Annotated in this window: 18 protein-coding genes; 1 reads left to right on the top strand and 17 read right to left on the bottom strand. The window is 70.8% G+C overall.

Translation table 11 applies throughout. The features are described from left to right. Positions 1 to 15: 15 nt before the first annotated feature. From aroB to VFL99_RS04395, 17 genes are all read right to left on the bottom strand, one after another. Positions 16 to 1128, bottom strand: coding sequence for a 3-dehydroquinate synthase (gene aroB / locus VFL99_RS04475; RefSeq protein WP_325105142.1), 1113 nt, complete (start codon positions 1126 to 1128; stop codon positions 16 to 18). A 17-nt stretch (positions 1129 to 1145) separates the two neighbouring features. Beyond that, positions 1146 to 1709, bottom strand: a complete 564-nt coding sequence (locus VFL99_RS04470) for a shikimate kinase (RefSeq protein WP_325105131.1) — start codon at positions 1707 to 1709, stop codon at positions 1146 to 1148. 5 nt (positions 1710 to 1714) lie between these two features. Continuing rightward, the gene (gene aroC / locus VFL99_RS04465) at positions 1715 to 2941 is read right to left on the bottom strand and encodes a chorismate synthase (protein ID WP_325105130.1); all 1227 of its coding nucleotides are present in this window, start codon (positions 2939 to 2941) and stop codon (positions 1715 to 1717) included. A 23-nt stretch (positions 2942 to 2964) separates the two neighbouring features. Next, on the bottom strand, positions 2965 to 3663 hold the full coding sequence (locus VFL99_RS04460; protein WP_325105129.1) for an A24 family peptidase: 699 nt from the start codon (positions 3661 to 3663) through the stop codon (positions 2965 to 2967). Continuing rightward, positions 3660 to 4544, bottom strand: a complete 885-nt coding sequence (locus tag VFL99_RS04455) for a shikimate dehydrogenase (protein WP_325105128.1) — start codon at positions 4542 to 4544, stop codon at positions 3660 to 3662. The genes VFL99_RS04460 and VFL99_RS04455 overlap by 4 nt, the downstream gene beginning before the upstream one ends. Beyond that, positions 4517 to 5830, bottom strand: a complete 1314-nt coding sequence (mltG, locus tag VFL99_RS04450; protein ID WP_325105127.1) for an endolytic transglycosylase MltG — start codon at positions 5828 to 5830, stop codon at positions 4517 to 4519. The genes VFL99_RS04455 and mltG overlap by 28 nt, the downstream gene beginning before the upstream one ends. Next, complete coding sequence (gene ruvX / locus VFL99_RS04445; protein WP_325105126.1) at positions 5827 to 6360, bottom strand: Holliday junction resolvase RuvX; 534 nt, start codon at positions 6358 to 6360, stop codon at positions 5827 to 5829. The genes mltG and ruvX overlap by 4 nt, the downstream gene beginning before the upstream one ends. Positions 6361 to 6378: 18 nt before the next feature. Beyond that, positions 6379 to 9087: an alanine--tRNA ligase gene (gene alaS / locus VFL99_RS04440; protein ID WP_325105125.1), complete on the bottom strand. Its 2709-nt coding sequence runs from the start codon at positions 9085 to 9087 to the stop codon at positions 6379 to 6381. A 284-nt stretch (positions 9088 to 9371) separates the two neighbouring features. After that, positions 9372 to 11093, bottom strand: coding sequence for an ABC transporter ATP-binding protein (locus VFL99_RS04435; RefSeq protein ID WP_325105124.1), 1722 nt, complete (start codon positions 11091 to 11093; stop codon positions 9372 to 9374). Then, a complete protein-coding gene (locus tag VFL99_RS04430; protein ID WP_325105123.1) occupies positions 11093 to 12013 on the bottom strand; it encodes an ABC transporter permease in 921 nt (306 codons plus the stop codon). Before VFL99_RS04430 ends, VFL99_RS04435 begins: the two co-directional genes overlap by 1 nt. A gap of 74 nt (positions 12014 to 12087) precedes the next feature. After that, the gene (locus VFL99_RS04425) at positions 12088 to 13158 is read right to left on the bottom strand and encodes an ABC transporter permease (RefSeq protein ID WP_325105122.1); all 1071 of its coding nucleotides are present in this window, start codon (positions 13156 to 13158) and stop codon (positions 12088 to 12090) included. Beyond that, positions 13155 to 14963, bottom strand: coding sequence for an ABC transporter substrate-binding protein (locus VFL99_RS04420; RefSeq protein WP_325105121.1), 1809 nt, complete (start codon positions 14961 to 14963; stop codon positions 13155 to 13157). Before VFL99_RS04420 ends, VFL99_RS04425 begins: the two co-directional genes overlap by 4 nt. Positions 14964 to 15092: 129 nt before the next feature. Then, entirely contained in the window at positions 15093 to 16412 is a 1320-nt protein-coding gene (locus tag VFL99_RS04415; protein WP_414713715.1) for a replication-associated recombination protein A, read from the bottom strand. 161 nt (positions 16413 to 16573) lie between these two features. Continuing rightward, on the bottom strand, positions 16574 to 18355 hold the full coding sequence (locus VFL99_RS04410) for an ABC transporter family substrate-binding protein (protein WP_325105120.1): 1782 nt from the start codon (positions 18353 to 18355) through the stop codon (positions 16574 to 16576). Positions 18356 to 18470: 115 nt separating this feature from the next. Then, on the bottom strand, positions 18471 to 20582 hold the full coding sequence (locus VFL99_RS04405; protein WP_325105119.1) for an ABC transporter ATP-binding protein: 2112 nt from the start codon (positions 20580 to 20582) through the stop codon (positions 18471 to 18473). Further along, the gene (locus tag VFL99_RS04400; RefSeq protein WP_325105118.1) at positions 20579 to 21505 is read right to left on the bottom strand and encodes an ABC transporter permease; all 927 of its coding nucleotides are present in this window, start codon (positions 21503 to 21505) and stop codon (positions 20579 to 20581) included. Before VFL99_RS04400 ends, VFL99_RS04405 begins: the two co-directional genes overlap by 4 nt. Positions 21506 to 21513: 8 nt before the next feature. Continuing rightward, a complete protein-coding gene (locus VFL99_RS04395) occupies positions 21514 to 22494 on the bottom strand; it encodes an ABC transporter permease (protein WP_325105117.1) in 981 nt (326 codons plus the stop codon). 187 nt (positions 22495 to 22681) lie between these two features. On the opposite strand from VFL99_RS04395, the gene VFL99_RS04390 reads away from it, so the two are divergent. Beyond that, on the top strand, positions 22682 to 23509 hold the full coding sequence (locus tag VFL99_RS04390; protein ID WP_325105116.1) for a GNAT family N-acetyltransferase: 828 nt from the start codon (positions 22682 to 22684) through the stop codon (positions 23507 to 23509). The last annotated feature ends 176 nt before the right edge of the window (positions 23510 to 23685 follow it).

Genomic DNA, 23685 nt, shown 5'->3' with positions numbered 1-23685 from the left:
GCCGAGGTGTCCCGATCAGCCGAGGGAGACGGTCCCGCCGCCCGCAGGCTCGGCGCTGACCTCGCCATAGGCGGCCTGCAGCAGCGCCGGGTCGGGCCCCTCGAGCCGGGTCGGGCGGCCCACGTCCTCGAGCACGACGAACCGCAGCAGCGACCCGCGGGTCTTCTTGTCCCGCTTCATCGCGTCGTACAGCCGGGGCCAGCGGTCCCCGCGGTAGCTGGTGGGCAGCCCGAGCGAGGCGAGCACCCGGCGGTGCCGGTCGACGACCTCGTCCGACAGCCGCCCGGCCAGCCGTGCCAGCTCGGCGACATAGACCATCCCGACCGCCACGGCGGCACCGTGCCGCCAGGAGAACCGCTCGGTCAGCTCGACGGCGTGCCCGAACGTGTGCCCATAGTTGAGCACCTCCCGCAGGGACGACTCCCGCAGGTCCTGCGTGACCACGTCGGCCTTGACGCGGATGGCCCGTTCGACGAGCTCGCGCAGCAGGGCCCCCTGCGGGTCGGTCGCGCCGGCCGGGTCGGCCTCGATGAGCTCGAGGATCACCGGGTCGGCGATGAAGCCGCACTTGACCACCTCGGCCAGCCCCGCGACGAGGTCGTGCCGCGGCAGCGTGGCGAGGCTGTCGAGGTCGCACAGCACCCCGGCCGGTTCGTGGAAGGACCCGACGAGGTTCTTGCCCTCGGCGGTGTTGATGCCGGTCTTGCCGCCGACGGCGGCGTCGACCATGCCCAGCAGGGTGGTGGGCACGTGCACCACCTTCACGCCGCGCAGCCACGTCGCGGCCACGAAGCCGGCCAGGTCGGTGGTCGCTCCCCCACCCACGCCGACGATCGCGTCGGAGCGGGTGAACCCCGCCTGGCCCAGCACCTGCCAGCAGAACGTTGCCACCTCGGCCGACTTGGCCTCCTCGGCGTCGGGCACCTCAGCGGCGAACGCCTGGAACCCCTGGGCGGCCAGGTCCTCCCGGACCGCCTCGCCCGTCGCCGCGAGCGCCTTGGGGTGGATGACCATGACCCGTTCGACGCCCTGTCCGAGCAGCGGCGCGATCTCGCCGAGCAGGCCGCGGCCGACGACGGCGTCGTAGCTGCCGACCCCGATGCGGGTGGTGGTCTGCTCCGCTCCCACGGATCCCTCCGGGCTGCTCACGGTCGTTCCTCCCTGCCCTGCCTGCCATGGAGCCAGCCGGCGATCTCCTCGGCCACCTCCTGGGCGCTGTGTCCGGCCGTGTCGACACGGGTCGAGGCCAACCGCTCGTAGGTCGGCCGCCGCTGCTCCATGAGCTTGACCCACTGCTGGCGGGGGTTGATGAGCAGCAGCGGCCGGGACCGGTCGAAGCCCACCCGCTTGGCGGCGTCGGCGATCCCGACGTCGAGGAAGACCACGGCGTGTCCGGCCAGGGCCTGCTGCACCTCGTCGTCCATGGCCGCGCCCGCGCCGAGCGCGAGCACCCCCTCGACCGAGTCGAGCGCGGACAGGACCGCCGCCCGCTCCAGCCGGCGGAAGGCGGGCTCGCCGTCCTCGATGAAGATGTCCGAGATGGGTTTGCCCTCGGCCAGCTCGACGGCGTGGTCCGTGTCGTGGAAGGGCGCGCCGAGGAGTTCGGCCAGCGCCTGCCCGGTGGAGGTCTTGCCCGAGCCCGGTGGGCCGATGAGGACCACCTGTGGCCGGCTCCCGGCGCCACTCACCCCGTGCGTCGTCGGTCCCACGCCGCTCACCACGTCCGCATCCCCTCCGGCACGGCCGCGAGGTATGCCGTGTGGTTGCGTGCCGTCTCCTCGAGGCTGTCGCCGCCGAACTTCTCCAGGCAGCACTGGGCGAGCACGAGCGCGACCATCGCCTCGGCGACGACCCCGGCGGCCGGCACGGCGCACACGTCGGAGCGCTGGTGGATCGCCTGCGCGGCCGCCGAGACGTCGGCCACGTCAACGGTGTCCAGGGCCCGCGGGACGGTGCTGATCGGCTTCATCGCTGCCCGCACCCGCAGCACGTCGCCGGTGGACATGCCCCCCTCGGTCCCCCCGGCGCGACCGGTGCGACGCCGGATCCGGCCGTCCTCGGTGCGCTGCATCTCGTCGTGGGCCGCCGAGCCGCGGCGCGCCGCCGTGCGGAAGCCGTCGCCGACCTCCACCCCCTTGATCGCCTGGATGCTCATCAGCGCGCCGGCGAGGCGGCCGTCGAGCCGGCGGTCCCAGTGCACGTGTGAGCCGAGGCCCGGCGGCACCCCGTGGGCGAGCACCTCGACCACCCCGCCGAGGGTGTCGGCGTCCCGGTGTGCGGCGTCCACCTCGGCGACCATGGCCGCGGAGGCATCGGCGTCGAAGGCGCGCACCGGGTCGGCGTCCAGCCGGCCGAGGTCTCCCGGCTCCGGTCGCGGCGCCTCGTCGCCCACGGCGACCGTGCCGATGGCGACGGTGTGTGAGACGAGCTCGATCCCGTAGGCCTGGCGCAGGAAGGCCGCGGCCACCGTGCCCAGGGCCACCCGGGCCGCGGTCTCGCGCGCCGAGGCCCGCTCGAGCACGGGCCGCGCCTCGCTGAAGCCGTACTTCTGCATGCCCACGAGGTCGGCGTGGCCCGGCCGCGGCCGGGTCAGCGGCTTGTTGCGGGCCAGCTCCTTGGGCGCCCCCACGTCGCTGGAGGCGGCCAGCGCATCCGACGCGACCGGGTCGGGGCTCATCACCGTCTGCCACTTGGGCCACTCGGTGTTGTCGATGCGCACCGCCACCGGGGACCCGAGGGTCCGGCCGTGCCGCAGGCCGCCGAGGAACTCGACCTCGTCCTGCTCGAACTTCATCCGCGCGCCGCGGCCGTAGCCCAGCCGCCGGCGCGCGAGTGCTGCCGCCACGTCGGCCGTCGTCACCTGCACGCCCGAGGGCAGGCCCTCCAGCACCGCAACGAGGGCGGGACCGTGCGACTCCCCGGCGGTCAACCAACGCAGCATGGTCGCGATCCTGCCACGCACGCTCAGCGCAGGATCAGCCCGGTCACCACGTGGGCAGGCAGCAGGATCCCCACGAACGCACCGGCGATCATCGGCGGCCCGTAGGCGACCGAGGAGCGCCACCCGACCCGGCGGCCGAGCACCAGGACCAGGGCGACCAGCCCCCCGATGAGGAACCCGGCGTAGATGCCGATCAGCAGCGGCAGCCAGCCCAACCAGCCGAGGACCAGCCCGAGGACGCCGGCCAGCTTGACGTCGCCCAACCCGAGCCCCTGCGCGCCCGGGGACACGAGCACGAGCACGAAGTAGCCGACCAGCAGCACCGCCCAGGCGATGACCGCACGGGCCAGCGCCCACCAGTCCCCGCTGGTCAGCGACGCGATCGCGAGGAGCACCACCAGGACCGGCATCGCCGGCAGCTGCAGCACGTCGGGCAGCCGGTGCACGTCCAGGTCGATCGCGACGAGCGCCCCGGAGAGGGTGGCGAAGAACAGGTAGGCCGGGAGCAGGCCGGGCTGCCCCAGACCACCGGCATGGTCGCCGACGCGCCAGCCCAGCAGCCCCCAGACGAGCGCCATCGCCGGGACGAGCCACGGCAGCGGTCGGCGCACGGGCAGGTTCCGCTCGTCGTCGAGGCGGTAGTCCCAGCGCCGCAGCGCGGCACCGACCGCCAGGCCGACCACCGCGCCGGCGAGGCCGAGCGCGACCGCGAGGGCCGTCATACCGAGGACAGGGCGGCCAGTCCGGCCTGCCGCAGCACCTCCGCGGGCACCTGCCGTCCGGTCATGAGCCGCACCTGCGCCACGGCCTGGTGCACCAGCATCTCCAGTCCGGACACCACCTGCGCTCCTCGCTCCCCGAAGACCCGTGCCAGCGGCGTCGGCCAGCCGGCGTAGACGACATCCAACACCACGGCCGGCGCGGCTCCGCGGTCCTCCACCGGCCGTGTCGCGAGCGCCACCGCGAGCGGGTCCGCGGCGCCGGCGGGCACCGTGCTCACCACGAGGGCCGCACCGGCGAGGACCGGTGCGGCCTCGGCATACGGCACGACCTGCACGGCCAGGCCACGCGCACGGCACTGGGCGGCCGTGGGTTCGCGCAGCCGGCCGCGCAGCACGAAGGTGACCGCACGCACCCCCAGCGCATCGAGCGCGGCGACCGCCGAGCGCGCGGTGGCACCGGACCCGACCACGACGGCGTGGCGGTCCAGCGGCGGCCCTGCCCCGGCGAGGGCGCGGCGCAGGCCCTCCACGTCGGTGTTGTCCGCGTGCCAGCCGTCCTCGCCGGGCAGGAGGGTGTTGGCGTTGCCCAGCTCGCGGGCCAGGGGTGACGCCGCGGCGGCGACCTCGAGGGCCGCCTCCTTCAGCGGCATGGTCAACGACAGGCCCGCCCAGGAGGCGTCCAGCCCGGCGAGGAAGCCAGGCAACTGGTCGGCCACCAGCTCGTGCCGCTCGTAGGCCCACCCGGTCAGGCCGAGGTGGGCGTAGGCCGCCCGGTGCAGCGCCGGGGACAGGGAGTGGGCGATCGGCGACCCGAGAACCGCGGCCCGCCGCTGCGCGCCGGGCTCGGCCGGGTTCAGCACTTGTTGCGGTGCGCCCCGCACCAGGCTTGGAACTGCTTGACGTTGTGGTTGTGCTGGGCCAATGTCGTGGCGAACTTCGTGGCGCCGGTCTCGGGGTTGACGGTGACGAAGTACAGCCAGGCGCCCGGGGCCGGGTGGACCGCGGCCTGGATCGACTTGGCGCCGGGGCTGTCGATCGGGCCCGGCGGGAGCCCCTTGTTGAGGTAGGTGTTGTAGGGGCTCTTCGTGTTGCGCTGGGCGTTGGTCGTGCCCGCCTTGCCGCGGGTGCCGCTGAGGTAGTGGATGGTGGAGTCCATCTGCAGCGGCATGCCCGCCTTGAGCCGGTTGGCGATCACCCGGGCCACCTTGGGTCGGTCCTGCGGGCGGCGCGCCTCGGCCTCGACGAGGCTGGCGATGGTGAGGACGCGAAGTTGGTCCTTGGTGGGGACCCCGGCCTCGTTGAGCACCGAGACGGCCTTGTTGACCATGGTGGACAGCTGCTGGGTCGGGTTCTCCTTCGGCTGGAAGTCGTAGGTGGCCGGGAAGAGGAAACCTTCCACCTTGCCGTGCGCCTGGGGCGGCAGGCCGATGGCCTTGGTGTGCTTGGCCGCCCGCTGGTAGTCCTGCGCGGTGTACTTGCCGCCGCTGCCCTTCGCCAGGGCGGCGAAGATCTCACCGGCGCGCAGTCCCTCGGGGATCGTCACCCGGTGGACCTCGCGGTTGGCCGGGTCGAGCAGCATCGAGATGGCCGAGGTGGCGCTCATCTTCTTGCGCAGCCGGTAGGTGCCCGGCTGGATGCCGGCCGCGCTCGGGTTCTCCGCGGCGGCATCGGTGAACGCCTTCGTGGTCTTGACCACGCCCTCGTCGACCAGGGTCTGTGCGATCTGGGCACCGCTGTCGCCCGGGTGCACCACGACGGTGACGCTGCCGTGGCCGGTGCCGGTGTAGTCGTTGCTCTCGGTCAGCTTGGCGATCGCCTGGCGCACCGGGGGCGCAAGGTTCACGACCGCGAAGCCGGCCGCGGCCACGACCACGACGAGGGTGACCAGCAATGCGATCCAGCGACGGCCCCGCCGCCGGCGGCGCGGGGACTCACCGTCGTGGCGCCCACCGTCGCCGTCGTCGCCGGGGAAGTCCGCGGGCTCCTCTTCGGCGAGCTGGTAGTCGTCGGACCCGTAGGCCTCGGGCCCGTAGGCCTCGGGCCCGTAGTGGTCGGGCCCAGCGGCGTCGGCGGCGTGCCCACCGACCGGCTCCCCCTGGCGGCCACCTCCGGGATCCCGCTCGTCACCGAAGAGGGCGTGCTCCAGGTGGGGATCGGTCGGTTTCACTGGCGGTCCTCCGTCACGGTCTGCCGCGGCGGCCGGCCCGACCGGCGGCCCCGCGGCTTGCGACCCCCCACGAGCTCTCCCGCAGGGTTCCCCGATGTGCGCTCCGCGTCAAGTGCGGCCTGCAGGATCAACACCGCGGCCGCCTGGTCCACGTGGGCACGCTGCTCGCGCCCGGCCACCCCGCTCTCGCGCAGCTGCCGGTGCGCGTCCACCGTGGTGAGCCGCTCGTCGACCAGCCGCACCCGGGGACGCTCCCCGTCCCAGTCGCGCGCGGCGAGCAGCGTGTCGAGGGATCGGGCGTAGCGACGGGCGCGCTCGGCCGCGGGCCCCTCCGCACCGGAGAGCGACCGGGGCAGCCCGACCACGACCTCCAGCGCGTGCCGCTGCGCCGCCTCGTCCACGACCCGGCCCGCGTCGGCACCACCCTCCGCGTCGTGCGCGAGGGTGGCCACCGGCGTGGCGAGCACTCCCGCGGGGTCACTGGCGGCGAGGCCCACGCGGACGCTGCCCACGTCGACCCCCAGACGCACGCCCTGGCGCACCGGCGGCTACCGACCCGCTCCGACGCGCTCACCGAGGGCGTGCTCCACCGCACCCAGGGCCTCGGTGACCTTGCTGGGGTCCGAGCCGCCGCCCTGCGCGAGGTCGGGCTTGCCGCCGCCCCCGCCGCCGAGGGTCTGCGCGCCGACCTTGACCAGGTCGCCGGCGCGGATGCCGCCGGCTCGGGCGGACTCGTTGGTGGCGACGATGACCACCGGCCGGCCCTTGGCGACGCCGGCCACGGCGACCACCGCGGGTCGCTCGTTGCCGAGCCGCTGGCGCAGGTCGAGCGCGAGGCTGCGCAGGTCGTCGGCCGCCACGTCCGGCCCGGCGTCGTGCCCGAGGAAGGTGGTCCCGCCCACGTCACGCGCCCCGCCGAGGGCCGCCGCAGCGGAGGCGAGCACCTGCTGCTGTCGCATCGCGGTGATCTCGCGCTCGGCCTCCCGCAGTCGGGTGAGGATGGAGGAGATCCGCTCGGGCAGCTCCTCCGGACGCGCCTTGAGCGCCTCGGTGAGCTGCCCGACGACCGCGTGCTCCCGGGCGAGGAAATCGTAGGCGTCGGTGCCCACGAGGGCCTCGACCCGCCGCACCCCGGAGCCGATGGAGGACTCCCCGAGCAGCTTGACCAGGCCGAGCTGCCCGGAGCGCTGGGCGTGGGTGCCGCCGCACAGCTCGCGGGCCCACTCCCCGACCGAGATCACCCGGACCTGCTCGCCGTACTTCTCCCCGAACAGCGCCATCGCGCCGATGTCGCGGGCCTGTTGCTGGGTCATCACGTCGGCGTGGACCGGCAGGTCGTCCATGAGCAGCTCGTTGACCCGCGCCTCGACCTCGCGCAGCACGGTGATCGGCACGGCGTGCTGGGCGTTGAAGTCGAACCGGAACCGCCCCGGCGCGTTCTCGGACCCGGCCTGCGTGGCCGTCTCCCCCAGCGCCTCGCGGATCGCCTTGTGCACCATGTGCGTCGCGGTGTGCGCGCGCGAGATCGACCGGCGCCGGGCGATGTCCACCACCGCCTGGGCCTGCTGGCCGACCGTCACCTCACCGGAGCGGACCGTGGCCCGGTGCACGATGAGCCCGCTGATCGGCTTCTGCACGTCGCGGACCTCGACCACCGCACCGTCGGCCAGCTGCACGAGCCCGCCGTCGGCGAGCTGTCCACCGCCCTCGGCGTAGAACGGGGTGCGGTCGAGCACGAGCTCGATGTCGTCCCCCTCGTGCGCCGCGGACACCGGCGCACCCTGCACGAGCAGGCCGGCGACGCGCCCCTCGGAGCGGGTCTCGTCGTAGCCGGTGAACTCCACGTCATGTCCCAGCTCGTCGGCCACCGAGCGGTATGCCGAGGTGTCGCCGTGGCTGCTCTTCTTCGCCTTGGCGTCCGCCTTGGCCCGCTGTCGCTGCTCGGCCATGAGCCGGCGGAAGCCGTCCTCGTCCACCTGCACGCCTTGCTCGGCGGCCATCTCGAGGGTGAGGTCGATCGGGAAGCCGTAGGTGTCGTGGAGCGCGAACGCCTGCTCGCCGCCGAGGACGTGGCCACCGGAGCCCTTGACCCGCTGCACCGCGGTGTCGAGGATCGTCGTGCCGGCCGCGAGCGTGCGCCGGAACGCCTCCTCCTCGGCGTAGGCGACCTCGCTGATCCGGCCGAAGTCCCGCTCCAGCTGCGGGTAGGACGCCTTCATGCGCTCCATGCTGACCGGCAGGAGCACCGGCAGCGACGGCTCCTCGACCCCGAGCAGCCGCATCGAGCGCACGGCGCGCCGCAACATCCGCCGGAGCACGTAGCCCCGTCCCTCGTTGCCCGGCGTCACCCCGTCGCCGATGAGCATCAGCGAGCTGCGGACGTGGTCGGCGACCACGCGCAGCCGCACGTCGTCGGGGTGGCTGTGCGCCGCGTCGTGCCGGCTGTGCTCGCCGTAGCGCTTGCCGGCCAGCTCGGCCGCGGTGTCGAGGACCGGCTTGACCTCGTCGATCTCGTAGAGGTTGTCCACGTGCTGCAGCACGCAGGCCATCCGCTCCAGGCCCATGCCGGTGTCGACGTTGCGCGCGGGCAACTCGCCCTCGACGTCGAAGTCCTCCTTGCTGCGCACCGCGGACAGCGAGTACTGCATGAAGACGAGGTTCCAGACCTCCATGTAACGGTCCTCGTCGACCGCGGGACCGCCCTCGGCGCCGTAGTCGGCACCCCGGTCGAAGAAGATCTCCGAGCAGGGCCCACCGGGGCCGGGCACGCCCATGTGCCAGTAGTTGTCCTTCTTGCCCCGCCGGGTGATCCGCTCGGCCGGCACGCCGACGACGTCGTGCCAGATGCCGTAGGCCTCGTCGTCCTCCTCGTAGACGGTCGGCCAGAGCAGCTCCGGGTCGAGCCCGTAGCCGCCGTCGGCCTGCGGCGAGGTGAGCAGCTCCCAGGCCATCTCGATGGCGCCCCGCTTGAAGTAGTCGCCGAAGGAGAAGTTGCCGTTCATCTGGAAGAAGGTGCCGTGCCGGCTGGTCTTGCCGACCTCCTCGATGTCCAGGGTGCGCAGGCACTTCTGGACACTCGTGGCTCGCTTCCACGGCGCCTGCTCCTGCCCGAGGAAGTAGGGCTTGAAGGGCACCATGCCGGCGTTGACGAACAGCAGGTTCGGGTCGTCATACAGCAGGGGGGCGCTGGGCACGACGGCGTGCCCCTTGCTCTGGAAGTAGGTCAGCCACCGACGTCGGATCTCGGCCGTCTGCATCGTTCAATTCACCTCGTCTGGGGGGCGGGACAGGGCGGAGCCGGGGCGTGCTCGGGTGCTCAGGGCACCGAGCCCACCCCTACCGAGCTCGCCGGCCCGTCCGGTCGAGGTCCGTGCACCGTCTCGTGACCGGAGGCACCGCTCGTCCCGCGCGGTCGCTGGGGGACTGGGGGCTCACGTGTTCACCTCTGTTCACCTCGTCGATCGGCTGCAGGTCGTGTGGTGGTCGGATCGCGGGCACGCGCCAGCGCGCGCACTCGTGCTGCGGCAAACCCTACTCGACCTCAGCCGGCACTCGCCGCTGCGACAGGCACCGCTGCCAGCAGCGTTCGGGTGTAGTCGTGCTGTGGGTGGAGCAGCACGTCCTCGACCGTGCCCTCCTCGACGATCCGTCCCTCGTACATGACGAGCACCCGGTCGGCGATGTTCCATGCCAGCCCCAGGTCGTGGGTGATCACGAGCGCCCCCAGACCGAGGGTGCGGCGCAGCCGCAGCAACAGCGCCAGGATCTCGCCGCGCACGGAGGCGTCGAGGGAGGCCACCGGCTCGTCGGCGAGCAGGAACTCGGGGTCCAGAGCGAGGGCGCCGGCGATCACGACGCGCTGCTGCTGGCCCCCGGACAGCTCCTGCGGAATGGCCGAGAAGAACTGCTCCGGCGGACGCAGCTCGGCACGGGACAGGGCGCGCGCAACGAGCTCGTCCTCGGTGCCGGGCAGCCGGTGGATGCGGATGCCCTCGGCCACCGACTCGTAGACCGACTGCTTCGGGTTCAGCGCGCCGGAGGGATCCTGCAACACCAGCTGGACCTTGCGGCGGAAGTCCTTGAGCGCCTTCTGCTGCCGGGCCAGCGGCTGGCCGCGGTAGACGACCTGGCCCCGATCGACGGGGTGCAGCCCCAGCAGGGTGCGCGCCAAGGTGGTCTTGCCCGATCCCGACTGGCCGACGAGGGCGACGATCTCCCCCGCCCGGCACTGCAGCGACACGTCGTCGACCGCGGTGACGAGGCCGGCCTTGGTGCGGAAGCTCACCGACACGTTGCGGGCCTCGAGCAGCACCTCCCCGGGCGGCTGGGGCTCCCCGCCGCTCGCCGGCAGTTGCTGGCGGTTGGCGACTCCCGATTCGCCCACCGCCAGCAACGGTGCGTCGGTGGCGGGGGCCGTACTGCCCTCCGCCTCGGCGCGGGACACCGGGTGCAGCCGGGAGGCCGGGTCGCCGATCACGGGGAAGGCGGCCGCGAGTGCCCTGGTGTAGGGGTGCTGCGGGTTCGTGACGACCTCCCGGCTACGGCCCTGCTCGAGCACGACGCCGTCCTTCATCACGGCGATCCGCTCGCAGGCCGAGGCCAGGACGGACAGGTCGTGGGTGATCATCAGCAGCGAGATGCCGCGCTCCCGCACGAGGTCGGCCAGCAGGGACAGGACCTGTGCCTGGACCACCACGTCCAGCGCGGTCGTCGGTTCGTCCGCGATGACGACGTCGGGGTCGCACGCGAGGGCGAGCGCGATCATGACCCGCTGGCGCTGGCCGCCGCTGAGCTCATGGGGGTAGGCGTGCACCTTCTCCGGCGCCAGCCCGACCTGGTCGAAGAGGGTGGCCACGCGCGCGTCGCGTGCCTTGTCGGTCCGGTAGTCGTCCTTGACGTGCAGCTCGAGGGCCTCCTTGACCTGGGCGCCGACGCGGCGCACCGGGTTGAGCGAGTGCATCGCGCCCTGGAACACCACGGAGGCCTCCGCCCAGCGGACGGCGCGCAGCCGGCCCCAGCCCAGGCTGAGGACGTCGTCGTCCCCGAGCAGCACCCGCCCGGTGACCCTGGCGTTCCGGGGCAGCAGCCGCAGCACCGACATCGCCAGGGTGGACTTGCCGGAGCCGGACTCCCCCGCGATGCCGAGCGTGCCGCCGGCGGGCAGCTCCAAGGTGACGCCGCGCACGGCGGCGACGTCACCGCGACCGGTGTCGGACGCGACCCGGTAGGTGATGCTGACGTCCTCGAATCTCAGATCGGGCATCAACGGCTCCGCAAGGTCGGGTTGATGACCGCCTCGAACGCGCGGCCGACCACGGTGAAGCTGAGCACCACGATGACGATGGCCACGCCCGGCGGCAGCAGGAACCACCAGTAGCCGGCCGTCGCCGCGCCGGAGTCCATGGCCTGCTTGAGCATCGTCCCCCAGGACGGCTTGGTCGGGTCGCCCAGCCCGAGGAAGGACAGGGTCGCCTCGGCGATGACCGCGCCGCCGACGGTGAGGGTCGTGTTCGCCATCACCAGCGGCATCACGGCCGGGAGGACGTGCTTGCCGATCACGTGCCGGTTGCCGGCGCCGAGCGCCCAAGCCCGCTCGATGTAGGGACGGGCTTCGATGGTGAGCGTCTGGGACCGCACGAGGCGCGCGGTGCCGGCCCAGGAGGTGACCCCGATCGCGATGATCACGGTCCACACCCCGCGCTGCAGGACGCTGGACAGCACGATCGCGAGCACCAGCGACGGCAGCACGAGGAAGAAGTCGATGACCCGCATCAGCACGGCGCTTCCCCAGCCGCCGAAGTGCCCGGCCGCCATGCCGACCACGGTGCCGATGACCATGGAGATGACGGTGGCGACGACACCGACGAGCAGCGACACCCGCGAGCCCCACAGGAGCAGGACGAGCACCGATCGGCCGGAGGGGTCCGTACCCAGCGGCAGGGCCCAGGTCGGCGCGTGGTTGACCGGGTTGTCGAGCTGCGTCACGTCCAGCAGCCGGGACGGCGCGATCACCGGCGCCAGCAGGGCGAGCGCGACGACGACGGCGAGCACGACCAGACCGACCATGCCGCTCCTGCTGGCCCGCAGGCCGTCCCACACCTCGCGGAGGCGCCGGATCCGCCGGGCCCGGGTCACCGACCGTGGGCTGCGCAGCGCTGTTCGACTCGTCGTCTCGCCAGTCATGCTCTCGGTTGGGGCTCCTCGGCGCTCCGGGCCTCGCTCTCGCTCCGCTCGGGTCCCCACGCTGTCGTCGCCACTCACGCGGCACGCACGCGGGGGTCGAGGAAACGGTAGAGCAGGTCGGCGATGAGGTTCATGAGGATGACGATCGTGGAGAAGACGACGAACGTGCCCTGCAACAGGGGCAGGTCGGGCCCGGTGAGGGCCTGGTAGGTCAGGTAGCCCAGTCCGGGCCAGGAGAACACGGTCTCGACGGTGACGGCTCCGGCAACGAGCGTCCCGAGGTGGAGGAAGACGAGGGTCACGGTCGGCAAGAGCGCGTTCGGCACCGCGTGGCGACGCCGGACCAGGTCCTCGCGCAACCCCTTGCCGCGCGCCGTCGTGAGGTACGGCTCGTGCATCTCCTCCAGGAGCGAGGCCCGCATGACCAGCAGGTACTGCGCATAGGTCACCGCGACCATCGTGATGACCGGCAGCACCAGGTGCCGCGCGACGTCCCAGACATGGACGAGTCCCGTCGCGGTCGACCCGGCCGTCTGCATCCCACCGGTCGGGAGGACGTGCAACGTGCCGCCGAAGACGAGCAACAGCAACAGTCCCAGCCAGAAGGTCGGCACCGACCACAGGATCAGCGCCACGGCTGTGTTGCCCCGGTCGAACAGGCTGTCGCGCACCCAGGCGGACTTCTGCCCGACCCACAGGCCGAGCACGATGGCGATGACCGCCGAGATGCCCATCAGCAGCAGCGTCGGGACCAGGTGCTCGGCGATGATCTCGGTCACCGGCCGCCGGAAGCTGTATGACGTCCCGAGCTTTCCCTGCGGCAGGTCGCGCAGGTAGATCCAGAACTGGGCCATCAGCGACCGGTCGAGCCCCAGCTGTCGCTTCAAGGTGGCCAGCTGCTGCGCCGACATCACCTTGCCGCGGGTCATCGTGGCCACCGGGTCCCCGGGCAGGACGCGGAAGGCGAAGAAGCCCAACAGGACCACCATGACCAGGCTGACGACGGCGCCGCCGACCTTCCGCGCGGCATACCGGCCGAAGGACGTGCCGATCCGGGCGTCCCTGTCCTCACCGAGGCTGCCCGGACCAGCTCCGCCCGGCTCGGCGACGACGTCCTGCGCGCTGAGGGACTCCGACACCGTCACTCGCGCTCGTCAGCGGTCTTCTTCCGACGGGTGGCGAGGAAGGCACCGCCGCCGATCACGATGACCGCGGCCACGCCGATCCCCGTCCAACCGCCCGCGCCGAGACCGCCGTTCGACGACGAGCTGCCCTTGACCGGCGTCGCACCGTACATCGACCAGTAGCCGGACTGGGCCGTGATGACGCCACCGTTGGTCGGCTGCTTGGTCAGGTTGGTGAACCGGTCAGAACGCCACGCCTCGAGCCGGTCCGGGTACCAGAAGTCCACCTCCGGAGCGGACTTGTAGAAGATCGCCTGCATCTGCTGCACGATCTCCTGTCGCTTGGCCGGGTCAGTCTCGGAGTGCTGCTGGGCGTAGAGCTTGTCGAACTCCTTGTTGCACCAGAAGTCCTGCGTGGTGCTGTCGCTGCCGTTGGTCTTGGTGGGCAGCGCGTTGCAGGTGTTGATGCCGAGCTGGTAGTCGGGGTCCGAGCCCTGGCTCCAGCCGGTGAAGTAGAGGTCGTACTTGCCGGACTGGGTGCGCACCGCAGCGGCGTCGCCGTCGGTGACGTCGAGCTTGACCTTCAGCCCGATCTGCTTCAGCCACGGGACGATGAAGTCGGCTTCCTGCTTCTCCTGCGGGTCGTCACCGAGGACCATCAGGTCGAGCACGATCGGCTTGCCCTGCTTGTCGAGCCGGATGCCGTCCGGGCCCTTCTTGTAGCCGGCCTGGTCCAGCGCGGCGTTCGCGGCGGCCGGGTCGTAGGACGCGAGTTCCGACTTGTCGGGGTTCCAGTGCCACTTCGGGTAGACCGCGGGAATGAAGGCCGTGGCGAGGGTGCCGTGGCCCTGCAACACCTTGTCCATCAGCTCCTGGACGTTGATCGCCTGACGGATGGCGCGGCGGACCACCGGGTCCTTCAGCACCGGGTTGCCGTTGCCGATGGGGGTGCCGTCCTGGGTCTGGGCGCCCGGGTTCATCGCCAGCGCACCGAATCGGCGCTGCGCACCGGAGTTGACCGTGATGCCGTCGACCTTCTTGAGCGCCTGGAACTGCGGGACGGTCAGGTCGCCGACGACATCGACCTCCCCGGACTTCAGGGCCTGGACGGCTGCGTCCATCGTCTTGTAGGACACATAGGTGAGGCCGTCGATCTTCGGCTTGCCCTTCCAGAAGTGGGGGTTCGCCTTCAGCACGACGGATTGTTCGGGCTTGTAGGACTCCAGCACGAACGGACCGGAGCCGACGACGTCCTTGTCGTTGCCGAACTTGGCCGGGTTCTTCAGCTTCGACCACACGTGCTTGGGCACGACGGGGATCTCCAGGCCCGGGTTGGAGGCCTGCGGCTGCTTCATGTGGATGACGAGGGTGTCCTTGTCCGGCGCCTCGACGGACTTGAAGTTCGTGACCAGTGAGCCGTTGGCGACGGCCATGTCGTGGTCGTTCATCATCTCGGTGTAGGTCCACTGCGGGTCCGCCGAGGTGATCGGCTCACCGTCGGACCACGTCATCCCCTTGCGGAGGTGGAAGGTCCAGGTGCGGCCCCCGTCGGTCGCCTCCCACGAGGTGGCCAGGCCCGGCGTGGGCGAGGAGTCCTTCGCGCTGTACTGCACGAGGTTCTCATAGACCAGCCGGTTGATGCCGGTGGGCGTCAGGTAGATCGAGATGAAGGGGTTGAACGTGTCGATCGTCGCGCTGTAGGCCTGCTTGAGGACCGTGCCCTGGTTGTCGGCGAGGGCCGCACCGGGGGCTCCGGCGAGCGCCAGCGTGAGGCCGGACGCCCCGGCGACACCCATGATCTTGGCAACGTGACGTGTAGTGCTCATCGAGTCTCTCCCTGGACTGTGCCCGTGGCCCCCCGTGACGACCGGTGTCGTCGGGTCAGAGCCGATGGGAGTCAAGAAACCACGCAGGCCCACCGATGTCAACGATATCCGACTACAGGTTGGTAAACGTCAACCGTTTGCAGGTGGCGGGTGCTCCTCGCCGCGAACGAGGGAGCGCAGCCGCGCCCAGCGCGGACCGAGGCGCTCCTCCCACCCGCGCGTCGTGGGGTGGTAGTAGTCCGCGGACTCGGCGAGGTCGTCGGGCAGGTACTGCTGGGGCAGGACGCCATCCGCGGCGTTGTGGGGGTAACGGTACCCGGCGCCGTGCCCGAGGCGCTGCGCGCCGGCATACCCGCTGCCGCGCAGGTGGGCTGGGACAGGACCGCCCCTACCAGCCCGCACGTCGGCGATGGCTGCGTTGATGCCGTTGTAGGCGGCGTTGGACTTCGGCGCCAGGGCGTTGTGGACGACGGCCTGCGCGAGGATGATCCGCGCTTCCGGCATCCCGATCTGCGCGACCGCGTGCAGTGCAGCGACGGCCGTCTGCAGGGCCGTCGGGTCGGCCATCCCGACGTCCTCGCTGGCGGCGATGACGATCCGGCGCGCGATGAAGCGCGGGTCCTCCCCCGCCTCGAGCATCCGCGCGAGGTAGTGCAGCGCGGCGTCGACGTCGCTGCCCCGCATCGACTTGATGAGGGCGCTGGCCACGTCGTAGTGCTGGTCGCCGGCACGGTCGTAGCGCACCGCCGCGTGTTCCACCGCCTGCTCGACGTCCGCGAGGGCGATCGGGATCGGACCCTCGGGGCTGCTGCCCGGTGCCTGCGCGTCCAGGACCACGCCTGCCGCTGCCTCGAGCGTGGTCAGGGCTCGACGAGCGTCCCCGCCGGCCATCCGCACGATGTGCTGGCGTGCCTCGTCGTCAAGGGTGAACTCGCCCGCCAGGCCCCGGTCGTCGGTGAGCGCCGAGTCGAGCAGGTCGACGAGCTCGTCGTCCGACAGCGGCTCGAGGCGGATGAGCATGGAGCGGGACAGCAGCGGGGCGATCACCGAGAAGCTGGGGTTCTCCGTGGTGGCGGCCACGAGGATGACCAGCCGGTTCTCCACGCCGGGCAGCAGCGCGTCCTGCTGCGCCTTGGTGAAGCGGTGGATCTCGTCGAGGAAGAGGACGGTCTGCCGGCCGAAGAGGTCGCGCTCGCGCGCGGCGGAGTCCATCGCGGCGCGGACGTCCTTGACGCCGGCGGTGACCGCGGACAGCTCCACGAACCGACGACCGGCGGCTCCGGCCACCAGGTGCGCCAGGGTGGTCTTGCCGGTGCCGGGCGGCCCCCACAGGATCGCCGAGAGCGGCCCGGCGGCACCGCCGGATCCCTCGACCAGCCGGCGCATCGGGCTGCCGGGGCGCAGCACCGAGGACTGCCCGCGCACCTCCTCCAGCGAGCGCGGCCGCATCCGGACCGCCAGCGGCGGGATCCGGGCATCCTCCCCGGCGTCGTGGGCCGCAGCAGACGACCCCGACGACACGGTGCCCGGGGCGCTCTCGCCGCCAGCGGCGGCGAAGAGGTCGGGGGTGTCGCCGGGGTCGCTCTGCACGCCCGCAGGCTATCCCGCGGTTACTTCTGCCAACCGAGGTCCTCGGCGTGGATGGTCTTGAAGCCGGCCAGCCCGAACTCGCTGCCGCGGTAGTTCGCCAGACCCTTCTTCACGGCGACCATGCGGGGACCGTTGGAGATCGGGAAGGTGCCGTAGAGGTGCAGCGCCTTCTTCTCCGCATCGTTGGCGACCTTGATGGCCTCGTCCATGTCCTTGATGGTGGAGACCTTCTTCAGCTCCTTGTCGATCGCCTTGCTGCCGATCCCCGAGAAGTTGCTCTCGGAGTCGGAGCAGTAGAGCTGGCAGATCGAGGAGGAGTAGCCGAACGGGTCGCTGGCCGACCAGCCCATCGCGATGAGGTCGAAGTTCCGCTTGGTCAGCGTCGTGCTGAAGTCGGACGCCTTGCGGTTGTCGATGTCCATCTTGATGCCGATGGCCTTCATCATCTGCTGCTGGGCACGCGCCGTGGCGTTGGTGACCGGGTCGTCACTGAAGTTGACGTAGTTGAACTGCGCCTTGACGCCACCCTTGCTGCGGTAGCCGTCGCTGCCCATCTTCCAGCCCGCGTCGTCGAGGACCTTCTTGGCCTCGTCCGGGTTGTAGTGCAGGTCGGCCATGTTGTCCTGGTAGCCCTTCTGGAAGGGGTACATCAGCTCCGACCCCGGGGGCTCCTCGTTCCAGTCGAGACCCTTGTAGCTGATCTTCGCGCGCAGCTGGCGGTCGGTGCCCAGGATGACCGCCTTGCGGGCCTGCGCGTCCTTGAAGAAGGGGGACGACTTGGCCATGATGTACACCCCCGTGACGGTCCGGAAACCGCGCAGGATCTGGGCGTCGTCGCGCTGGCGCGCCTGCTTGAGCCGGTCCGCGGTCGCCACCCCGGTGGCATCCACCTCGCCGTTGACGAAGGCGTTGATCGAGGCCGAGTCCTCCATCTGGCGGTAGACGATCTTGTCCAGCTTGGACTTCTCACCCCACCACTTCGGGTTGCGCACCAGGGTCAGCTGGTCCTTGGTCAGCTTGCCGACGGTGAACGGGCCGGCCTCCAGCTCCGGGTGCAGGTTGTTCACCCAGCCGGTCTTGTAGAACTTCGCGTCGAGGTTCTTGGGGTGCTCGATGTTCTTGAACAGCAGCTCATAGGGGTAGAACGGCGTCTTGAAGGTGACCTTCACCTCCTTGGCGTTCTTGCCCTTCTCCACGCTCTTGATCGAGGAGTAGCCGTCGGTGGCGGCCGGGTTGTACTTGTCGCTGTTGCCGCTCTGGGTGATCCAGGTGGTCTTGAAGGCCTGCCAGGTGATCGGGTCACCGTTGTTCCACTTCGCCTTCGGGTTCAGCTCGTAGGTGACCACCATCGGCTTCTCGCTGGTGACCTTCGCCGAGAGCAGGTAGTCCTTGTTCGGCTTGGGCGTTCCGTCGATGCCGTAGTCCCACAGCTGCGGAGCGATCTTGTCCTTGATGTCGGCGACGTAGACCGAGTTGCCGTCCGAGTTGAAGTCGTTGAAGTTCGGCCCCAGCTCGGCGATCGGCAGGGTCAGCGTCCCCCCGTCCTTGACGTTGCTGCGCGGCTGCGGGTTGGTGTAGTCCTTGCCGAGCTCCGGCATCGGCAGCTTGCCCTGGTAGCTGGCCGGTATGCCGTCCGCAGGCTCGGTCTTCATCTCACCGGACGAGCTCGCCGTGGAGCCCGAGGTGGAGCCGCTGTCGGTCTTGTTCCCCGACGCGTTGTCGTTGGAGCTGCTGCAGCCGGCGGCGGCGAACAGCGAGGCGCTCAGCGCCACGGCCAGTAGGGCCGTCTTGGTGTTCTTCATTGCCTCTCCAGAGTGATGTATCGCGGTGTTGGGTGAGTCCGGTGCCGGCCGAGCCCGCGGGCGGGAGGCGAGCACCGTGGTCGTGCTGTACGGACGTGCGCCACGTCGGACGACGTCACAAGGGGAAGTGACAGGCGCGTTGCTGGTCGGCCCCCTCCTCTCCGGTGAGCCGAGGCTGCTCCTCGTCGCAGCGGGCCCTGTCGTGCTCGCCCAGGGTCAGGCGCTTCGGGCACCGGCTGGCGAATCGACAGCCGACGATCTCCGAGGTGGGACTCGGCAGGTCTCCCTCGAGCAGGGTGCGGGTGCGGTGCCGCTCGACCTCCGGGTCCGGGACGGGCACGGCGGACAGCAGCGCATGGGTGTAGGGGTGCTGCGGGGTCTGGAAGACCTGCTCGGTCGGGCCGAGCTCGATCACCTGCCCGAGGTACATCACGGCGACCCGGTCGGCGATGTGCCGGACGACCGACAGGTCGTGCGCCACGAAGAGGAAGGACACGCCGAGCTGGGCCTGCAGGTCCTCGAGCAGGTTGACGACGCCGGCCTGGATCGACACGTCCAGAGCTGAGACCGGCTCGTCGAGGACGACCAGCTTGGGCTCCACCGCGAGGGCGCGGGCGATGCCGATGCGTTGGCGCTGGCCGCCGGAGAACTGGCGCGGGAAGCGGTCCACGTGGTCGGGGTTGAGCCCCACGAGCCGCATCAGCTCGGTGATCCGCCGGTTGATCTCGTCCTTGCGCCGCCCCTGCACCTTCAGCGGCTCAGCGAGGATGTCGTAGACGGTCATCCGCGGGTCGAGCGAGGCCATGGGGTCCTGGAAGACGATCTGCAGCTGGCTGCGGATCGCCATCTTGTCGGTGCGGCCCCGCAGCTCGGCGACGTCGCGCCCCATCAGCACGACCTTGCCGCCCTGGGGTGCGCGCAGCTGCATGATCTCCATCAGGGTGGTGGTCTTGCCACAGCCCGACTCACCGACCAGCGCCAAGGTCTCGCCCTCGCGCACCTCGAAGCTGACCCCGTCGACGGCGCGGACGGCGCCGACCTTGCGACGCAAGAACTTGCCCGCAGTCAGCGGGAAGTGCCGCTCGAGGTCCTCCACCTGGAGCACCATCTGGCGCTCCTCGCGCGGGATGCCGTCGAACGTGCCCGCCACGGTCTCCGGCACGTCGTAGATCTGGTCGAACGTCAGTCCCTGCCGGGCGATCTCGTCCGAGCGGATGCAGGCGGCCGCGTGGGTCGCGGGGTCGTCACCGGCGGCGCGCAGCTCGGGTTCGCGGTCGCGGCACGCATCGATGGCCATCGGACAGCGGGGCGCGAACGGGCACCCGGGCGGCAGGTCGACCAGCGACGGCGGCGTCCCCTGGATCGGCACGAGCCGCGTGGACTCCCGTTTGTCGGCCCGCGGAACCGCGCCGAGCAGGCCCATCGTGTAGGGCATCCGCGGCCGGTAGTAGACGTCCTCGACGGAGCCGAGCTCGACCGGCCGGCCGGCATACATCACCAGGACCTGGTCGGCGATACCGGCGACCACCCCGAGGTCGTGGGTGATCATGACCACGGCGGCACCGGTCTCGTGCTGGGCGTCCTTCAGCACGTCAAGGATCTGGGCCTGGATGGTCACGTCCAGGGCCGTGGTCGGCTCGTCCGCCACGATCACGTCGGGGTTGTTGGCGATGGCGAGCGCGATCATCACGCGCTGCCGCATGCCCCCGGAGAACTCGTGGGGGTAGGACTTGAGCCGCGCCTTGGCGTTCGGGATGCCGACGAGGTCCATCAGCTCCAGCGACCGTTTGCGCAGGCCTGTGCCGCCGAGCCGCTGGTGGGTCGTGAGCGCCTCCGCGAGCTGGGTCTCGATGTCGAAGACGGGCGTGAGCGCGGACAGCGGGTCCTGGAAGATCATCGCGATCTCCTTGCCGCGGATCCCCGACATCTCCCGGTCGTCGAGGCCGAGCAGCTCCCGATCGTTGAGCCGGATCGAGCCGCTGATGGCGGCCGTCGGGGGCAGCAGGCCCATCACCGCGAGGGAGGTCACGGACTTGCCGGAGCCGGACTCCCCCACGATGCCGAGGGTCTGCCCCGGCTGCAGAGCGTACGAGACGCCGCGGACCGCCCGCACCCGTCCGGCCTCACTGGCGAAGGTGACGTGGAGGTCGTCCACCCGCAGCACCGGGACGCTGCCGGTCGGACGGCCGGGCCCGGTCTGCGTGCTGACGTCGCTGAGCGTGCTCACGCCTTGCCTCCGGAGCTGGACGCGGGGTCGAGGGCGTCGCGCAGCCCGTCACCGATGAGGGTCATCGACAAGAGCAGCACGATGAGGAAGACCGACGGGATCGCCATGATCCACGGTGCGGTGAGCACCGAGCCGGCACCGTTGTGGATGAGGACACCGAGGGAGATGTCCGGTGGCTTCACGCCGAAGCCGAGGAAAGACAGCCCGGTCTCCGCGGTGATCGAGTAACCGACCCCGAGAACGGTGTGGATGATCAGGATGGAGCCCAGGTTGGGGATCATGTGCCGGGTGATGATGGTCAGGTCGCGCTCGCCCATGAACTTGGCTGCCTGGACGTACTCCCGCTCGCGCAGGGACAGCGCGATCGAGCGCAGGATACGGGCGTAGGGGATCCAGCCGAACCCCATCAGCGCCAGCGTGAGCATGAACCAGCCGTTGGAGCCGCTGCTGTTCTTGACGAGCACGGCGAGCACGAGGAAGGAGGGAATGACCAGCAGCATGTCCAGCAGCCACATGCCGATCCGCTCCGTCCACCCCTCGAAGTAGGCGACCGCGGTGCCGACGAACGCAGCGATCACGGTCATGCCGACCGAGGAGATGACGCCGATCATCAGCGAGCGCTGCAGACCGCGGATGGTGAGCGCGAACACGTCGCCTCCCGCGACGTCCGTGCCGAACCAGTGCTCAGCGCTCGGGCCGGTGGACAGGTTGAGGAAGTCCTGCTGGTCGTAGGGGAACTTCGCGATGAACGAGCCGAAGGCCGCGAAGAGCACGAGCAGCAGGAAGATCACGAGGCCGAGGACCGCGGGACGGTTGCGCAGGTAGCGGCGCAGGGTGATGGTGCCCTTGCTCACCCGGCGGATCTGCGGCCGGCTGTCCTCCGCGACCTTCTCGAGCAGGGCGCCGTCGGTGGGGTTGGTCATCTGGGGCCTCAGCTGATCCGGATCCGGGGGTCGAGCAGGGCGACCACGACGTCGGCGAGGAGCAGGCCCGCACAGGTGCACACACCGGCGAACCCGGCAGCGGCCACGACGCCGTTGATGTCGTTCTTGCCCAGGGCGTCGATGAAGTACTTGCCGATCCCGTTGATGCCGAACTGGTTCTCGGCAAAGACCGCGCCGGTGAACATGGCGGCGATCGACCACGCGACGCCCATCGCCGTCGGGATCAACGACGTGCGCAGGGCGTGCCGGCGGATCGCGACGTGGTGGCGGACGCCCTTGGCGCGGGCGGTGCGCACGTAGTCCTCGTTCAGGGTGTCGAGCAGGTAGGTGCGCTGCGTGAGGTGGTAGGCGGTGTAGCCGATGAGGGTCAGGCCGATTGTCGGCAACGCGATGTGCTGCAGGTAGTCCACCAGGCTCGGGAAGAACCCCTGCACGCTGGAGTCACCGAGCCCGGTGACGTAGAGCCAGCGATGGCCCGTCGCCTCGTTGAACCTGATGCCGCCGAGCACGACGAACAGGTAGAGCACCGGGGCGGGGATGCACATGATCAGCACGGTGAACCCGTTGCTCAACCGGTCGGACAGCTTGTACTGCCGGATGGCGGTGTAGACGCCGAGTCCCACGCCGATGATCACCGCGAGCACCGTCGACAGCGCGAGCAGCTCGGTGCTCAGCAGGATCCGGTGCGGCAGCTCCCCGTTGATGGGGGCGAGGTCGGGGGTGAGGCCGAAGTTGCCGTGCAGGACGTCACCGAGCCAGTGGACGTAGCGCGTCACCAGCGGGGTCTTGTCGTTGATGTTGGCCTCGTTGAGCGACAGGTCGATCGAGTGCTCCGGCGGGACCGGCCGACGCGCCAGGTAGTTCGAGCGCGGGCTGAGGAACGAGGAGGCCAGGAAGTACGTTCCGGAGACGGCGACGAAGAGCATCACGGCGTAATTGAGCAGCCTCCGGACGATGAACGTCAGCACAGACTGCTCCCCAAATCTTCACGGTCACGTTTCCCGAGCGCTCACACCGGTCCAGGTCCTCCTTCGCTGGCCGGTGGGCCGAACACATCTTGCCTGCCGGTGGTGCCCAAGTCACGAGACGACAGATAACAAACCGGAAACGAAGGCCCCCGAAACTGTTGGCCTGCTTATCTGGCAGGCTCGGCGTGTGACGCCAGCACGCGCGAGTTCGGCGCTGCGCCCGTTGCACGGTTATGCCGAGGTGCTCCGGGCCAGCGGGGACGACGCCTTCGTCCGCTACGAACTGCCCTCTCACTACAGCGATCCCGCCGTGGCGGTCGGCATGCGCGCGGACGGGGCGGCCGAGGCCGTCGCGTTCGTGCGGACCGGCACGTCACGTCGCACGAGCCTCACGGCGATCGGGCCACCCACGGGCGTGGATCGCCTGCTACGAGAGCTCCGGTCCACTGGTCTGGACCGCCGGTTCCCGCGCGCGTCCGTCTCACTGCCCCAGGCCTGCGCGGACTTGCTGCCGTGGTTCCTCGCGGCCGGGTCCGACCCGGTGCCGGCGGACCGGATCACCGGTGGGGACTGGGACTGGATGTGGACGACCACGGTGCCGCCCGTCTTCCCCGGCGAGGGGCACCTGGTCGAGCTCGACGACGAGGCGGATGCGGACGGCATACGAGCGCTCATGGCACGGGGCAACCCTCGCTCGCACGGGCACCCGGGCGAGGGCGTCACGGACCGGTGGCTCGGCCTGCGCGACGAGGCGGGACGCCCCGTGGCCTGCGCCGCGCTGCACCGCAACACCGCCGGCCACCCGCACCTGTCCGGCATCACCGTGGCTCCCGAGCTGCGTGGCCTTGGATGGGGCCTGGCGCTGACCGCCGCCCTGACCCGACAGGGCATCCAGGGCGACGGCGTGTGCACGCTGGGGATGTTCTCGGACAACACCGTCGCCCGCCGGATCTACCACGGGCTCGGCTACCAGACCGCGCAGGTCTGGGCGAGCCGCACCCTCACCCCGATCTAGGCACTCTCCCGTCGATCTAGGCACTCTCCCGCCGATCTAGTGCCTCGTCAAGCAGCGATGGGTAGGTAATCGGGGCGTCGGATCTTGGAGCCGATGGCGAAGTTGGTCTTGGGAAGGGCGTGCTTGTTCTTCCAGCGCAGGTAGCCGCCGAGCGCGCCCTCCTGGGCGGGGTGGTC

Source organism: Segeticoccus sp. (assembly GCF_035708005.1).
The sequence above is the reverse complement of the archived record's forward strand: the minus strand, read 5'-3'. Positions and strand labels throughout refer to the sequence as shown.